Source organism: Pseudomonas sp. S3_A03 (genome assembly GCF_054668275.1).
Window position 1 is genome coordinate 5728046 of record NZ_CP162753.1, and the last position, 15218, is coordinate 5743263.

13 protein-coding genes are annotated in these 15218 nt (G+C 61.7%); 8 read left to right on the forward strand and 5 right to left on the reverse strand.

Annotated features, from left to right (window positions below; all coding sequences use genetic code 11):
* Positions 1-15: 15 nt before the first annotated feature.
* Positions 16-780 (reverse strand): LuxR family transcriptional regulator, encoded by a 765-nt coding sequence (locus AB4O25_RS26425; protein WP_017526610.1) that lies wholly within the window; start codon positions 778-780, stop codon positions 16-18.
* A 181-nt stretch (positions 781-961) separates the two neighbouring features.
* On the opposite strand from AB4O25_RS26425, the gene AB4O25_RS26430 reads away from it, so the two are divergent.
* Genes AB4O25_RS26430 through AB4O25_RS26455 form a run of 6 tightly spaced genes read left to right on the forward strand, consistent with a single transcriptional unit; the run spans position 962 to position 7119 of the window.
* Positions 962-1849: a proline iminopeptidase-family hydrolase gene (locus AB4O25_RS26430; protein ID WP_017526609.1), complete on the forward strand. Its 888-nt coding sequence runs from the start codon at positions 962-964 to the stop codon at positions 1847-1849.
* A gap of 3 nt (positions 1850-1852) precedes the next feature.
* Positions 1853-2800, forward strand: coding sequence for an ABC transporter permease (locus tag AB4O25_RS26435; RefSeq protein ID WP_017526608.1), 948 nt, complete (start codon positions 1853-1855; stop codon positions 2798-2800).
* Entirely contained in the window at positions 2797-3654 is an 858-nt protein-coding gene (locus tag AB4O25_RS26440) for an ABC transporter permease (protein ID WP_017526607.1), read from the forward strand. Before AB4O25_RS26435 ends, AB4O25_RS26440 begins: the two co-directional genes overlap by 4 nt.
* Positions 3651-4607 (forward strand): ABC transporter ATP-binding protein, encoded by a 957-nt coding sequence (locus tag AB4O25_RS26445; protein ID WP_026067158.1) that lies wholly within the window; start codon positions 3651-3653, stop codon positions 4605-4607. Before AB4O25_RS26440 ends, AB4O25_RS26445 begins: the two co-directional genes overlap by 4 nt.
* Positions 4604-5623 (forward strand): ABC transporter ATP-binding protein, encoded by a 1020-nt coding sequence (locus tag AB4O25_RS26450; protein WP_065877019.1) that lies wholly within the window; start codon positions 4604-4606, stop codon positions 5621-5623. Before AB4O25_RS26445 ends, AB4O25_RS26450 begins: the two co-directional genes overlap by 4 nt.
* Positions 5605-7119: an ABC transporter substrate-binding protein gene (locus tag AB4O25_RS26455; protein ID WP_065877018.1), complete on the forward strand. Its 1515-nt coding sequence runs from the start codon at positions 5605-5607 to the stop codon at positions 7117-7119. The genes AB4O25_RS26450 and AB4O25_RS26455 overlap by 19 nt, the downstream gene beginning before the upstream one ends.
* Positions 7120-7251: 132 nt before the next feature.
* Here the strand turns inward: AB4O25_RS26455 and AB4O25_RS26460 are convergent, their stop codons facing one another.
* The 4 genes from AB4O25_RS26460 to AB4O25_RS26475 all read right to left on the reverse strand — a co-directional run bounded on the left by AB4O25_RS26460 (position 7252) and on the right by AB4O25_RS26475 (position 10858).
* On the reverse strand, positions 7252-7992 hold the full coding sequence (locus AB4O25_RS26460; protein WP_460150162.1) for a YciK family oxidoreductase: 741 nt from the start codon (positions 7990-7992) through the stop codon (positions 7252-7254).
* 98 nt (positions 7993-8090) lie between these two features.
* Positions 8091-8762, reverse strand: coding sequence for an N-acetylmuramic acid 6-phosphate phosphatase MupP (mupP, locus tag AB4O25_RS26465; protein WP_017526604.1), 672 nt, complete (start codon positions 8760-8762; stop codon positions 8091-8093).
* Between the two features lie 4 nt (positions 8763-8766).
* Positions 8767-9465 (reverse strand): bifunctional 2-polyprenyl-6-hydroxyphenol methylase/3-demethylubiquinol 3-O-methyltransferase UbiG, encoded by a 699-nt coding sequence (ubiG, locus tag AB4O25_RS26470; protein WP_003172645.1) that lies wholly within the window; start codon positions 9463-9465, stop codon positions 8767-8769.
* A 61-nt stretch (positions 9466-9526) separates the two neighbouring features.
* The gene (locus tag AB4O25_RS26475; RefSeq protein WP_068933594.1) at positions 9527-10858 is read right to left on the reverse strand and encodes a TRZ/ATZ family hydrolase; all 1332 of its coding nucleotides are present in this window, start codon (positions 10856-10858) and stop codon (positions 9527-9529) included.
* Between the two features lie 110 nt (positions 10859-10968).
* Here AB4O25_RS26475 and mtnA point away from each other — a divergent pair, with 110 nt between their 5' ends.
* Together mtnA and gyrA are read left to right on the forward strand one after the other, a co-directional pair.
* Positions 10969-12045 carry an S-methyl-5-thioribose-1-phosphate isomerase gene (gene mtnA, locus AB4O25_RS26480; protein WP_017526602.1) on the forward strand — a complete coding sequence of 359 codons (1077 nt, stop codon included), beginning with the start codon at positions 10969-10971 and terminating at the stop codon, positions 12043-12045.
* Between the two features lie 423 nt (positions 12046-12468).
* Positions 12469-15123 carry a DNA gyrase subunit A gene (gyrA, locus tag AB4O25_RS26485; protein WP_017526601.1) on the forward strand — a complete coding sequence of 885 codons (2655 nt, stop codon included), beginning with the start codon at positions 12469-12471 and terminating at the stop codon, positions 15121-15123.
* Positions 15124-15218 lie beyond the last annotated feature (95 nt).

Genomic DNA, 15218 nt, shown 5'->3' on the forward strand with positions numbered 1-15218 from the left:
GGTTTTGCCGAGGAGTCAGTCGTCGAGCAGGCGGTAATGGGTGGCGCGAACCACAGCCTGTACGCGGTTTTTGGCGCCCAGTTTGTGCATCGCCGAGGCCAGGTGCAGGGTGACCACGGCCAGTGACCGGCTCAACTGCGTGGCGATTTCAGCGGCGGTGAGGCCTTCGGCCGCCCATTTCAGGCATTCGCGTTCGCGTTTGGTCAGGTGGATATGTGGGTAGGTGCGCAGTTCCTTGCTGAATAACGGGTAGGCCGCTTCCTGCAAGGCGTGGGAAATCAGGCTGAAATCCGACAACGTGTGCTGCGCCTCTTGCAGCACGGTCTGGGCCTTGCCGGTGCGCAGGCCGGTCAACGAGGCAAAACCGCCGCGGGGCAGGTGGATGGGCACACTCACGCCGCAGGTCAGTTGCTGGTCGTGCAGGTAGGTTGAAACTGGCGCGTGGCAGGGGTCGATGATCTTCTGCAGCGGGGTATCGGCCTTGGCTTCGTAGGACCACACAAACGGTGACACCGTGCTCAGGGCCAGATGCTGCACCGGGTCTATCTGGTAAAAACCTTCGCTGCACCACAAGGTGTGCCAGCCTGGCGGTGTATTGCGCAGTTCCAGCACCGAGGGGGTGATCAATGCACCATCCTGATCGATCGGCACCGGGGTGTAGTCATACACCAAGGCATCGAAACCCAACTGCTGGGCGAGGATAAAAGCGTTGTCCATCTGCTCGTCCAGGCTCCTGCCCGGCATCAGACGATTATTGACGGCAGTTAGCTTGGCCAGCATCCGTTCTGCTCCCGAATTCATTTGAATCTCGACTTCCTGCAAGTAGAATGCCACGCCCCGGCGAAGGACAGCCAGGCCAAACCTATAAGAAATACTAGGTTATGGACGCACGGCATCCTCGGTAGTGTTGGCGTGGTAAACGGCCACTACCCACCAGGCCGATAACACAAGGAATGTATGCATGTGGCGTGAAATTGCCCCCGACCAGCGGTACACCGTGCAAGTCGACGGCCACAACCTCGCGGTCTACAGCTTTGGCGAAGGCGATGAGGTGCTCTTGTGCCTCAACGGCGGGCCGGGCTTGCCGTGTGACTACTTGCGCGACGCCCATGGCTGGCTCAAGGACCATAACCTGCGAGTGGTTGCATTCGATCAGCTTGGCACGGGCGCATCAGCCAGACCGACCGATGTTTCCCTGTGGGAAATCCGCCGTTATGTCGAAGAAGTCGAAACCGTGCGCCAGGCCCTCGGTCTGGGCCGCGTGCATTTGCTTGGGCATTCATGGGGTGGCTGGTTGGGCATCGAATACGCCATTTATTACCCCGCCGCACTCAAAAGCCTGATCCTCGAGAACACCGTCGGCGACATTCCGCACCTGTCCCAGGAGCTCGAACGCCTGCGCGGCGCGCTGGGCAGCGAAACCGTGGCCATGATGCAACGCCACGAAGCCATGGGTACCCTCGACCACCCGCAGTATCAGGCCGCAATCACCTTGCTCAACTACCGCCACGTGTGCCGCCTGGATGAGTGGCCCGAGCCGGTCAAACGCTCCCTCGGCGACTGGAACATGGGGCCGTACGAAACCATGCAGGGCCCCAACGAGTTTCTCTACGTCGGCAACCTCAAGGACTGGAACCGCCTCAAGGAGATGGCCGATTTCACCATGCCCATACTGATCACCACCGGCCAGCACGACGAACTCACCCCCGCCTGCGCCATGCGCATGAAAATGGCCGCCAGACACGCCCAATTGCACGTCTTTCCCAACAGCAGCCATATGCCGTTTTATGAAGAACCCCAGGCGTATTTCCCGGTGCTGCTCGACTTTCTCGCTCGTCATCGAGGCTGACCGATGAACCTGGCGCGCTACCGTTTTGTGCTGTCCCGGCCGCTGCAATTGCTGCCGGTGCTGTTTGGCATCAGCCTGATCACCTTTGTGCTGGTGCGCTCGATCCCCGGCGATCCGGCGCGCGCCTTGCTCGGTTCACGCAGCACGCCGGATGCCTTGCTGAAAATCCGCGCCCAGTACGGCCTTGATCAGCCGTTGTGGCTGCAATATTTCTACTTCCTGAAGAACCTGCTCAAGGGCGACCTCGGGCAATCGCTGCTGTACAAGGTCGACGCCTTGAAACTGATCGTCACCCGCATCGAACCGACCTTGGTGCTGGTGCTCGGCAGTGTCCTGCTGGCACTGCTGATTGCGCTGCCATTGGCGACGTTGGCCGCGCGCAACCAAGGCCGCTGGGCGGATAACCTGATCCGCGTGTTCACCACCGTTGGCCTGGGTATGCCGGCCTTTTGGCTGGGCTTGATGCTGATTTTGCTGCTCAGTGTCCAATGGGGGCTGTTCCCTGTGTCGGGCTACGGGCGCACCTGGCTGGACAAGGCGCACCACATGGTGTTGCCGTGCCTGACTATCGCGCTGGCGCTGTCGGCGGTGCTGGTACGCAACCTGCGGGCGAGCATGTTGATGGAGTTGCAGGCCGATCACGTCACTGCGGCCAGGGCGCGCGGGTTGTCGGAGGCAGCGGTGTTTCGCCGGCATGTGTTGCCCAACTCCCTGGTGCCGGCGGTCAACCTGCTGGCGGTGAATATCGGCTGGCTGATCAGCGGCACGGTGGTGATTGAAAGCCTGTTTGCCATTCCCGGTATTGGCCAGCTATTGGTCCGCGGCATCTTTACCCGCGATTACATGGTGGTGCAGGGCGTGGCCATGGTGCTGGCCTGCGCGACGGTGGTGGTCAACTTCCTCGCGGACGTGGCGACCGTGGCCCTCGACCCGCGGGTGAATATGCGATGAGCAGCCGCCCACTGATTGCCCCTTGGCGCTTGCGTCTGCGTTTTGGTTTTCGCAATGGTCGGCTGACGGCGGCGTGGGGGCTGTCGATCCTGCTGGCGTGGTTTGGCCTCGCGCTGTTTGCGCCGTGGATTGCGCCGTATGACCCGATTGCGCAGAACACCGATATCAGTTTGCTCGGCCCTCACCTGGCCCATCCATTCGGCACCGATAACTACGGCCGAGACATTCTGTCGCGGGTGATCTGGGGCGCGCGCATCGACCTGCAACTGGCGATTATCGGGGTGATCTTCCCGTTCATGATCGGCACCTTTATCGGCGCGGTGTCGGGCTATATCGGCGGGCGTTTCGACAGCCTCTGCATGCGTGTGATCGATGTGGTCCTGGCGTTCCCGTTCCTGGTGCTGATGCTGGCGATCATGGCCATCCTCGGCCCGGGCTTGAAGAGTTTCTATATCGCCATGGCGCTGGTGGGATGGGTCTCGTATGCACGGCTGATCCGTTCGCAGATCCTGGTGCTCAAGGAAAGCGACTTCGCCCTGGCCGCCAAGAGCCTGGGTTTTGGCCATGGGCGCATCCTGTTCCGGCACTTGCTGCCCAATGCCCTGTTTGGCTCGATTGTGTTTTCCATGTCGGATGCGGTGTTGGTGCTGCTGAATGGCGCGGCCGTGAGTTATCTGGGCCTCGGCGTGCAGCCGCCCACCGCCGAGTGGGGCACCATGGTCGCCGAAGGGCAGGCGTTTATTACCACTGCGTGGTGGATCTGCACTTTTCCGGGGCTGGCCATCGTGACCCTGGCCATGGGCTTCAGCCTGCTGGCCGATGGCGTGGCGCAAGTGTTGGGGGAGCGCTCATGAGCCTGTTACAGGTGCGCGACCTGAGTGTGATCGCCAACAATGCCGGGCGCGATGTGACCCTGGTCGACCGCGTGTCGTTTGACCTGGCCGAAGGCGAAATCCTTGGTTTGGTGGGCGAGAGCGGCTCGGGCAAGACCATGGCCTGTCGTGGCCTGATGCGCCTGCTGCCGTCGCCCGGTTTGCGGGTACAAGGCGCGGCGGTGCGCCTGGCCGGCCAGGACCTTCTGCAATTGGACGAGGCCGGCATGCGCGCGGTGCGTGGCGGGCAACTGGGCATGATTTTCCAGAACCCCAGCAGCCACCTGGACCCGCTGATGCGCATCGGCGAACAAATCGCCGAAGGTATTCGCCTGCATCAAGGCGCGTCGAAAAAAGACGCACGCCTGGCGGCCATCGACGTGCTGCGCCAAGTGGGTATTCCCGACCCCCAGGCGCGGGTCGACAACTACCCTCACGAGTTTTCCGGCGGCATGCGCCAACGCGCAATGATCGCAGTGGCCCTGGGCTGCAAGCCGAAGGTATTGATCGCCGACGAGCCGACCACGGCGCTTGATGTGACCGTGCAGGCGCAAATCCTGCGGTTGTTGCTGGCGCTGCGTGACCGGCACGGGTTGTCGATCATCATGATCACCCACGACCTCGGCGTGGTGGCGCAAACCTGTGATTCCATCGCGGTGATGTACGCCGGGCGCCTGTGCGAGCACGGCAACAAGTACGACGTACTGGCGCATCCGCAACATCCCTACACCGCTGGCCTGATCGACTGCCAGCCGGCCCACAGCAGCGGCCACGCCCTGTTGCGCACCATCGCCGGCCAACCGCCCTTGCTCGATGCATTACCCGCCGGCTGCCGCTTCAACCCGCGCTGCCCGCAGGTCGGCGCCTTGTGTACCGAACGCTTGCCTGAAGGCGTGCGGGTGGCTTGTCACTATCCGTTGGGAGCGCGCCCATGAGCCTGTTGCAGATCAAGGACCTGGAGGTACGTTTTGCCGCGTCCGGCACTGGCCTGTTGGGCCTGAACAAACAGTGGGTGAGGGCGGTGAACGGGGTTTCGCTGAACCTCGCCGCAGGCCAAACCCTCGGCTTGGTGGGCGAGTCCGGCAGCGGCAAAAGCACCCTCGGCCGCGCGATTTTGCACCTCAACCCGATCAGCGCCGGGCAGGTGCTGTTCGACGGGGTCGACATGGCCCATGGCAGCGCGATCGACATCACGCGCCTGCGCCAGGAAACGGCAATGATCTTCCAGGACCCCTACGCCGCGCTGAACCCGCGCCATACCATTGGCGAAACCATCGCCGAAGTTTTGCGCGTGCAGCGCAAAGTGACCGCAGAGCACATTCCCGCCCGCGTCAATGAACTGCTGGAGTTGGTGGGGCTGCGCCCTGAGTTGGCCGGCCGCAAACCCGGCTCCCTCAGCGGCGGGCAATGCCAGCGCGTCGGTATCGCCCGGGCCCTGGCGGTAGAACCCCGCCTGATCATCGCCGATGAGTGCGTGGCGGCGCTGGATGTGTCGATCCAGGGCCAGATCATCAACCTGCTGTTGGAACTGCAACAGCGTATGAACCTGGCGATCCTGTTCATCGCCCATGACCTGGCCATTGTGCGGCGCCTGTGCGACCGCGTGGCGGTGATGTACCTGGGCAAGATCGTCGAGGAAGGCCCGGTGGAGGCGGTGTTCACCACACCGCGTCATCCGTACACGGCGGCGTTGATCCAGGCGATTCCGCAGATCGATCCGCATCGGCCATTGCCTGCCGAGCCCTTGCCGGGCGAGCCGCCCAGCCCACTGAACTTACCCACCGGTTGTGCCTTTCACCCGCGTTGCGGCTATGCGCGCGCCATGTGTTCCGTGGTGTTGCCGCCGACCCATTTTCTGCACGAGCATCGGTACAGTTGCGTGCTTGAAGAGCCATTGACCCTTTCTGCCGTCCATAAACAAGGAGTTATGACATGCAATCGCGCCACTTGAAGTTGCTCGCCGCCGCCACGCTGACCGCTTGGTCCCTCACTGCCGGCCTGGCCCAGGCCGCTGGCGTTTTGACCATCGGCTGCCGTGAAGACAGCACCACGTTTGACCCGATCAAAAGCGCGCAGAACCGCGATACCTGGGTGTTCGCCAACGTCTACGACACCCTGGTCCGCGTGGATAACCTGGGCACCAAGATGGTGCCGGGCCTGGCGCAAAGCTGGGAGATTTCCAAGGACGGCCTGACCTACACCTTCAAACTGCGCGACGCGAAGTTCTCCGACGGCACCTCGATCACTGCTGATGACGCGGCATTCAGCCTGTTGCGCATCCGCGATAACAAAGCCTCGCTGTGGGCAGACCCTTTCAACCTGATCGATACGGCCAAGGCCGCAGACGCGAAAACCCTGGTGGTGACCCTCAAGACCCCGGCGGTCGCCTTTCTCTCGCAATTGGCGTCGCCGACCGTGTCGATCCTGTCGGAAAAAGCCATGACCAAAATGGGCGAAGACGCCTACTCGGAAAACCCGGTGACCTCCGGGGCGTTTACCGTGGATGAGTGGCGCAAGGGCGATCGGGTAATCCTCAAGAAAAACCCGAACTTCTGGCAGGCCACGAACGTCAGCCTCGACGGCGTGGAATGGGTCTCGGTGACCGATGACAACACGCGCATGCGCATGGTGCAGAACAACGAACTCGACACGGCGATCTTCGTACCGTTCTCGCGGGTTGACGAATTGAAGAAAGACAAGAACGTGGTGATCCATGCCGACCCGTCCACCCGTGAAGATCACCTGCTGATCAACCACGCCCACGGCCTGCTGGCCAAACCCGAAGTGCGTCAGGCGCTGGACATGGCCATCGACAAACAATCGCTGGTCAAGACCGCCACTTATGGTCAAGGCACCGTGGCCTATTCCTACATTCCCAAAGGCTCGCTGTACCACTACGCCAACAACCTGCAACGCCCATACGACCCGGCCGAGGCCAAGAAATTGCTGGCCGCTGCCGGCGCCGAGGGTTTGAAGCTGAACTACGTGGTCAACGCCGGCAACGAAGCCGACGAGCAGATTGCGGTGATCATCAAGGATCAGCTGGCCAAGGTCGGCGTCACCGCCAACCTGCAAAAGGTCGACCCAACCCAAAGCTGGCAGATGCTGGTGGACGGTGAATACGATATTTCGGTGATGTACTGGACCAACGACATCCTCGACCCGGACCAGAAAACCACCTTCGTGCTGGGCCACGACACCAACCAGAACTACATGACCCGCTACAAGAACGACAAGGTCAAGGACCTGGTCGCGGCAGCGCGCATCGAGGCCGACCCGGTCAAGCGCGAGCAGATGTATGTGGAGTTGCAGAAACTGGCCAAACAGGATGTGAACTGGATCGATCTGTACTACAGCCCGTACATCAATATCTCACGCAAGAATGTGAGTCACTTCCTGCAGAACCCGCTCGGCCGTTTCACGCTTGAAGAAGTGGTAAAAAACTAGGAAGCACCGCTGTAAAAAAATGTGAGAGGGGGCTTGCTCCCGATAGCGGTGAGCCAGTCACAGATGCAGTGACTGACACCCTGCTATCGAGAGCAAGCCCCCTCCCACCTGTTGTTCCGGTGGTGTCAGGGTTTACTGCGCATCAAACGCCTGCCCATTGATGCCGGTACTGTCCGGCCCCATCAGGTAAAGGTATACCGGCATGATCTCTTGCGGTGCCGGCCTTTCCATCGGGTTTTCTCCCGGATACGCCTGGGCCCGCATGCTGGTGCGCGTACCGCCTGGGTTGATGCTGTTGGCGCGCACCGCCGCCACGTCCTCAAGCTCGTCGGCCAGGGTTTGCATCAAGCCTTCAGTGGCAAACTTCGACACACCGTAAGCCCCCCAATACGCACGGCCCTTGCGCCCGACGCTGCTGGAGGTGAACACCACCGACGCATCCTGGGACAACTTGAGCAGCGGCAGCAAAGTGCTGGTGAGCATGAACATCGCGTTGACGTTGATGTGCATCACCCGCATGAAATTCTCACCAGACAACTGCTCGATCGGCGTACGCGGGCCAATGATCGAGGCGTTGTGCAACAGGCCATCGAGGCGGCCGAATTCTTTTTCGATCATCGCCGCCAGCTCATCGTACTGATGGGGCAGGGCGGTCTCCAGGTTGAACGGGATGACCACCGGTTGCGGGTGGCCCGCCGCTTCGATTTCGTCATACACCTGCGCCAGGTTGGCTTCGGTCTTGCCCAGCAACAGCACGGTGGCACCATGAGCGGCATAGGTTTTCGCCGCTGCCGCGCCAATCCCGCGACCGGCGCCGGTCACCAGGATGACCCGGCCTTTGAGCAGATCTGGGGGGGCGGAGTAATCAAACATAAATAACCTCGAATTTGAAAACACTGAAGATCCAATGTGGGAGGGGGTTGCTCCCTCCCACATTTGGGGCTTCATCGGTCAGTTGGATCGGTGAGCCATCAGCAACTGCACAACGCGTTATCCAGCACCTTGCGCAATTCCAGCGGGTGATCCACCACCACATCCGCGCCCCAGTGGCGCGGGTTGTCGTCCGGGTGGATATAGCCGTAGGTGACCGCCGCCGTGCGGGTGCCGGCGTCACGGCCGGATTCGATATCGCGCAGGTCATCGCCCACGAACAGCACGCTGGCCGGGTCGAGGCCGAGCATCTTGCATGCGAGGATCATCGGTTCCGGGTCTGGTTTGCTGTTGGTCACGTGGTCCGGGCAGATCAGCACGGCCGAGCGCTCGGCCAGGCCCAATTGCTGCATGATCGGTTCGGCGAAGCGCACGGGTTTGTTGGTGACCACGCCCCAGATCAGGTGGGCCTTTTCGATGTCTTCCAGCAGCTCGGCCATGCCGTCGAACAAGCGGCTGTGAACCGCGCAGCCCTTCAGGTAGCGCTCCAGAAATTCCAGGCGCAGTTCCTCGAAACCTGGCGACTCCGGGTCCATCGAGAAGGTCACGGCGACCATCGCACGGGCGCCACCGGAAATTTCATCGCGGATGTGTTCGGGGTTGATCGGCGCCAGGCCACGGTCGGCGCGCATGGCCTGGCAGATGGCGATAAAGTCCGGCGCGGTGTCCAGCAGCGTACCGTCCATGTCGAAGAGAACCGCTCGCAACTTCACTGGCTTACTCCTCGCGCAGGGTCTGGATCATGTAGTTGACGTCGACGTCGCTGGCCAGCTTGTAGTGCTTGGTCAGCGGGTTGTAGGTCAGGCCGATGATGTCCTTGACGGTCAGGCCGGCCTGGCGGCTCCACGCGCCCAGCTCGGACGGGCGGATGAATTTCTTGAAGTCATGGGTGCCGCGCGGCAGCAGCTTCATGATGTATTCGGCGCCGATGATCGCGAACAGGTAAGCCTTGGGGTTGCGGTTGATGGTGGAGAAGAACACCTGGCCGCCGGGCTTGACCATACGGAAGCAGGCGCGGATCACCGAAGACGGGTCCGGTACGTGTTCGAGCATCTCGAGGCACGTCACCACGTCGAACTGCTCGGGCATTTCCTCGGCCAGGGCTTCGGCGGTGATCTGGCGATATTCCACGCTCACGCCGGATTCCAGTTGGTGCAGTTGGGCCACGGCCAGAGGCGCTTCGCCCATGTCGATGCCCATCACCGTGGCACCGCGCTGGGCCATGGCTTCGCTCAGGATGCCGCCGCCGCACCCGACATCCAGGACCTTCTTGCCGGCCAGGTTGACGCGCTCGTCGATCCAGTTGACCCGCAGTGGGTTGATGTCGTGCAGGGGCTTAAATTCGCTTTCACGGTCCCACCAGCGGTGAGCCAGGGCTTCGAATTTGGCGATTTCGGCGTGGTCGACGTTGCTCATGGTGGTTCCTCTGAAGCTGATAATCGGTTTGTCGGCGTTGAACGCGGGTTCAACGCCGACGTTATTCGCGGTGGCCGCTGATGCGTTGGCCCCAGGCAATGGCCGTGGCGGTCAACTGTTGTTCATCCAGGCGGGTCAGTTGCCGGTCGTCGAGCAACTGCTTGCCGGCGACCCAAAGGTGTTTCACGCAATCGCGTCCGGTGGCGTAGATAAGCTGTGAGACCGGATCGTAGATCGGTTGTTGCGCCAGCCCCGACAGGTCGAACGCGACAATGTCCGCGGCCTTGCCGATTTCCAGCGAGCCAATCTGGCTTTCCAGGCCCATGGCGCGGGCACCGTTGAGCGTGGCCATGCGCAGGGCGCGGTGGGCGTCCAGGGCGGTGGCCGACCCGGCGACGGCCTTGGCCAGCATCGCCGCCGTGCGGGTTTCGCCCAGCAGGTCCAGGTCATTATTGCTGGCGGCGCCGTCGGTGCCGATGGCCACATTGACCCCAGCCTGCCACAGACGCTCCACCGGGCAGAAGCCGCTGGCCAGTTTGAGGTTCGATTCCGGGCAATGGATGACGCTGGTGTTGCTTTCTACCAGTAAAGCCAGGTCGTCTTCGCTGATTTGGGTCATGTGAACGGCCTGGAAGCGTGGGCCCAACAGGCCGAGGCGGCTCAGGCGCGCCAGTGGCCGCTCGCCGGTGCTCTCGATCGCTTGCTGCACTTCAACGGCGGTTTCATGCACATGCATGTGGATTGCGGCGTCGAGTTCTTCGGCGATGACCCGGATCTTTTCCAGGTTGTCGTCGCACACGGTGTAGGGCGCGTGTGGGCCGAAGGTAATCTTGATGCGGGGATGATGCTTGAGGTCGCTGAACAGCTCGATGCCCTGGCGAATCGCCTCATCGGCACTGCTGGCGCCGGGAATCGGGAAATCGAGGATCGGAATGGCAATTTGCGCGCGCATGCCGCTGTTGTGCACGCAGTCACTGGCGACCTTGGGGTAGAAGTACATGTCGCTGAAGCAGGTGATGCCGCCCTTGAGTTGCTCGGCAATGGCCAGATCGGTGCCGTCACGCACGAAGGCTTCATCGACCCATTTGGCTTCGGCGGGCCAGATGTGTTTTTCCAGCCAGGTCATCAGTGGCAGGTCGTCGGCCAGCCCGCGAAACAGGCTCATTGCGGCATGCCCGTGAGCGTTGATCAAGCCGGGGCTGAGGAGCATGCCCGGTAGCTCGCGCACTTCGGTGGCCGCCAGTTTCAGCGCCGCCGCGCGTGGCCCGATGAATGCAATGCGCCCATCTCGAATGCCCAGGCCATGCTCCTTGAGCACCACGCCGGCGGGTTCGACCGGTACCAGCCAGGTTGGCAGCAACAGCAAGTCGAGCGGGGCGGCAGTGGCGGTCATCGCAGGCTTCTTCCTGGGCAGCTATATAAAGAAGGGCGAAGTATACCCGAGCGTCCTGGCTGGCGGATCGCTATAATCGGCGGCTTTTGTTCATGAGTGCGGAGTAAGGGATGCGCGATCGACTGTTGGCTGCGGAGAAAGTGAAGGCCATCGATTGGCGCGACGGCACGCTGTACCTGCTCGATCAGCGCGCCTTGCCGTCCCGGGAAAGCTGGGTGGCCTGCTCCACGGCTGACGAAGTGGCTGCAGCCATTCGTTCGATGGTCGTGCGTGGTGCGCCGGCCATTGGGATCAGCGCGGCTTATGGCCTGGTGCTTGCCGCCCGTGAACGCATCGCAGAGGGCGGTGACTGGCAGGCTGCGTGGGAAGAAGACTACGCACTCCTGGCCGATAGCCGTCCGACTGCATCCAACCTGTTCTGGGCCCTCAAGCGCATGCGCGACCGCCTGGACCGCATCACAAAACACGCCGACCCGCTGGCGCTGCTCGAAGCCGAAGCGATTGCGATCCACCAAACCGACCGCGAAGCCAACCTGACCATGGCTCAACTTGGCGTTGAGCTGATCCGCAAGCACCAGGGCAATGCCCAGGCGATCCTCACTCACGGCAATGCCGGCGCCTTGGCCTGCGGTGGCGTGGGCACGGCTCTGGGGGTGATCCGCGCCGCGTTCCTGGAAGGCATGGTCGAGCAGGTTTACGCCAACGAAACCCGGCCGTGGTTGCAAGGTTCACGGCTGACCGCCTGGGAGCTGGTGGGCGAGGGTATCCCGGTCATGATCAATGCCGACTCGGCCGGTGCGCATATTCTCAAGTCCAAGGGCGTGACCTGGGTGATCGTCGGCGCGGATTGCATCGCGGCCAATGGCGACGTCATCAGCAAGATCGGCACGTATCAACTGGCCGTGTGTGCGATGCACCACGGTGTGCGCTTTATGGTGGTGGCCGCGAGTTCGACCCTCGACTTGATGATGGCGACCGGCGATGACGTTGCCCTTGAAGAGCGTGATGCGGGCGAGCTGCTGGAAGTGGCCGGCCAGCGTTTCGCTGCCGATGTGAGCGCCTACAACCCGGTGTTTGACGTGACCCCCGCCGACCTCATTGACGTGATCGTGACCGAAAAAGGCATCGTTGAACGGCCCGACACTGCCAAGCTGGCCCAACTGATGTGCCGTAAACGCCTGCATTGAGGGCCGTGGTGTCTGTGAAATGACTATCGGGAGCAAGCTCCCTCCCACATTTTGACTGTGTTCACCCTTCAAGTGTGGGAGGGGCTTGCCCCCGATTGGCCCTTAAAGTCAATAAAACTCCCGGATCCACCCTCAAAAAACAGCACCACCCCACCTCTGAGCCTCTCTCGTCCCCCTCAAGCCTGTCATCCGTCAACTTACTATGCTCCATGCGCATCAGGGGGATAGGTGCGTGGCGGCGATTGTGATAACATCCGGCGGTTTCCAGGGCTGCCCCAAGGGGTGGCCTATAACGCGCAGATCCGTGTCATAACTCGTTGATTTGTCGTAAGTCGTTGCCAGGCACTCTGTCGGCAGCGGCGAGCTTCGTTCGTCCCATATGGATGTGACGAGGTTTCACCCGAAAAAGGAATCAGGCTTCTCATGGGCGAACTGGCCAAAGAAATCCTCCCGGTCAATATCGAAGACGAGCTGAAACAGTCCTACCTCGACTACGCGATGAGCGTAATTGTCGGTCGGGCACTGCCTGATGCGCGCGATGGCTTGAAGCCCGTGCACCGGCGTGTGCTGTTCGCGATGAGCGAGCTGGGTAACGACTGGAACAAGCCGTACAAGAAATCTGCCCGTGTTGTCGGTGACGTGATCGGTAAGTATCACCCTCACGGCGACACTGCGGTGTACGACACCATCGTTCGGATGGCCCAGCCGTTTTCCCTGCGCTACCTGCTGGTAGACGGCCAGGGTAACTTCGGTTCGGTCGACGGCGACAACGCCGCGGCCATGCGATACACCGAAGTGCGCATGACCAAGCTGGCGCACGAGCTGCTGGCCGACCTGCATAAAGAAACCGTGGACTGGGTGCCGAACTACGACGGCACCGAAATGATCCCGGCTGTAATGCCCACCAAGATCCCCAACCTGCTGGTCAACGGTTCCAGCGGTATCGCCGTGGGCATGGCCACCAACATCCCGCCGCACAACCTCGGTGAAGTCATCGACGGTTGCCTGGCCCTCATCGACAACCCCGAGCTGACCGTCGATGAGCTGATGCAGTACATCCCTGGCCCGGACTTCCCGACCGCCGCGATCATCAACGGTCGCGCCGGCATCATCGAAGCCTACCGCACCGGCCGTGGCCGCATTTACATGCGCGCCCGCTCGATCATCGAAGACATCGACAAGGTCGGTGGTCGCCAGCAGATCGTCATCACCGAACTGCCGTACCAGTTGAACAAGGCGCGCCTGATCGAGAAGATCGCCGAGCTGGTTAAAGAGAAGAAGCTCGAAGGCATCACCGAGCTGCGCGACGAGTCCGACAAAGACGGTATGCGCGTGGTGATCGAGCTGCGTCGTGGCGAAGTGCCGGAGGTGATCCTCAACAACCTCTACGCCCAGACCCAGCTGCAAAGCGTGTTTGGTATCAACGTCGTCGCGCTGATCGACGGTCGCCCGCGCATCCTGAACCTCAAGGATCTGCTGGAAGCCTTCGTGCGTCACCGTCGCGAAGTGGTCACCCGCCGTACCGTGTTTGAACTGCGCAAGGCTCGCGAACGCGGCCACATCCTGGAAGGCCAGGCGGTTGCGCTGTCGAACATCGACCCGGTGATCGCCCTGATCAAAGCTTCGCCGACGCCGTCGGAAGCCAAGGAAGCGCTGATCAAGATGCCATGGGAATCCAGCGCCGTAGTGGCGATGGTTGAACGTGCCGGCGCCGATTCCTGCCGTCCGGAGACCCTGGATCCGCAATACGGCCTGCGTGACGGCAAGTACTTCCTGTCGCCGGAACAGGCCCAGGCCATCCTGGAACTGCGTCTGCACCGCTTGACCGGCCTGGAACACGAGAAACTGCTGGCCGAGTACCAGGAGATTCTCAACCAGATCGGCGAGCTGATCCGCATCCTCAACAGCGCCGTGCGCCTGATGGAAGTGATCCGCGAAGAACTGGAAGTGATCCGCGCCGAATACGGCGACGTGCGCCGCACCGAAATCCTCGATGCGCGCCTCGACCTGACCCTGGGTGACATGATCCCGGAAGAAGAGCGCGTAGTGACCATCTCTCACGGTGGCTACGCCAAGACCCAGCCGCTGGCCGCGTACCAGGCTCAGCGTCGTGGTGGTAAGGGTAAATCGGCTACTGGCGTGAAGGATGAGGACTACATCGCTCACCTGCTGGTCGCCAACAGCCACACCACGCTGCTGCTGTTCTCCAGCAAGGGCAAGGTGTACTGGCTCAAGACCTACGAAATCCCGGAGGCCTCCCGTGCCGCCCGTGGTCGTCCGTTGGTCAACCTGCTGCCGCTGGACAGCGATGAATACATCACCACCATGCTGCCGGTCGAGGAGTACACCGAAGGTCACTTCATCTTCATGGCGACCGCCAAAGGCACCGTGAAGAAGACCCCGCTGGAGTCCTTCAGCCGCCAGCGCAGCGTGGGCTTGATCGCCCTGGAGCTGGATGAAGGCGACGTGCTGATCTCCGCAGCCATCACTGACGGCGAGCGCGAAGTCATGCTGTTCTCCGACGGCGGCAAAGTCACGCGCTTCAAGGAATCCGACGTTCGCGCCATGGGCCGTACTGCCCGCGGTGTGCGTGGCATGCGCCTGCCGGAAGGGCAGAAGCTGATTTCGATGCTGATTCCGGAAGAAGGCAGCCAGATCCTCACCGCTTCGGCGCGCGGTTATGGCAAGCGCACCGCTATCAGCGAGTTCCCGGAGTACAAGCGTGGCGGCCAGGGCGTTATCGCCATGGTCAGCAACGACCGCAACGGTCGTCTGGTCGGCGCGGTGCAGGTGCTCGATGGCGAGGAGATCATGCTGATTTCCGACCAGGGCACCCTCGTACGTACTCGTGTGGCCGAAGTGTCGAGCCTGGGCCGTAACACCCAGGGCGTGACGCTGATCAAGCTGGCTAGCGACGAAACACTGGTAGGCCTGGAGCGCGTCCAGGAACCATCGGAAGTCGAAGGCGAAGAGCTGGAAGGGGAAGCGTTTGAAGGCGAGGTGATCGCAGCAGGCGATGACAACGTCGACGAGCCGACCCTCGACGCTGCCGCAGACGAAGAAGAACCGCAGGAATAAGCGGGCACACAGGGGGCGGATGAAGATTCGCCCCCTTGTTGTTTGTCCCTTATGAAAGTATTGAATACCCGTTTATTGCACCACCCCACCAGATC

Bases quoted from the DNA above. Each gene is read 5' to 3' on its own strand.
- AB4O25_RS26425 (WP_017526610.1), bottom strand. From the start codon at position 780: ATGCTGGCCAAGCTAACTGCCGTCAATAATCGTCTGATGCCGGGCAGG.
- AB4O25_RS26430 (WP_017526609.1), top strand. From the start codon at position 962: ATGTGGCGTGAAATTGCCCCCGACCAGCGGTACACCGTGCAAGTCGAC.
- AB4O25_RS26435 (WP_017526608.1), top strand. From the start codon at position 1,853: ATGAACCTGGCGCGCTACCGTTTTGTGCTGTCCCGGCCGCTGCAATTG.
- AB4O25_RS26440 (WP_017526607.1), top strand. From the start codon at position 2,797: ATGAGCAGCCGCCCACTGATTGCCCCTTGGCGCTTGCGTCTGCGTTTT.
- AB4O25_RS26445 (WP_026067158.1), top strand. From the start codon at position 3,651: ATGAGCCTGTTACAGGTGCGCGACCTGAGTGTGATCGCCAACAATGCC.
- AB4O25_RS26450 (WP_065877019.1), top strand. From the start codon at position 4,604: ATGAGCCTGTTGCAGATCAAGGACCTGGAGGTACGTTTTGCCGCGTCC.
- AB4O25_RS26455 (WP_065877018.1), top strand. From the start codon at position 5,605: ATGCAATCGCGCCACTTGAAGTTGCTCGCCGCCGCCACGCTGACCGCT.
- AB4O25_RS26460 (WP_460150162.1), bottom strand. From the start codon at position 7,992: ATGTTTGATTACTCCGCCCCCCCAGATCTGCTCAAAGGCCGGGTCATC.
- ubiG (WP_003172645.1), bottom strand. From the start codon at position 9,465: ATGAGCAACGTCGACCACGCCGAAATCGCCAAATTCGAAGCCCTGGCT.
- AB4O25_RS26475 (WP_068933594.1), bottom strand. From the start codon at position 10,858: ATGACCGCCACTGCCGCCCCGCTCGACTTGCTGTTGCTGCCAACCTGG.
- mtnA (WP_017526602.1), top strand. From the start codon at position 10,969: ATGCGCGATCGACTGTTGGCTGCGGAGAAAGTGAAGGCCATCGATTGG.
- gyrA (WP_017526601.1), top strand. From the start codon at position 12,469: ATGGGCGAACTGGCCAAAGAAATCCTCCCGGTCAATATCGAAGACGAG.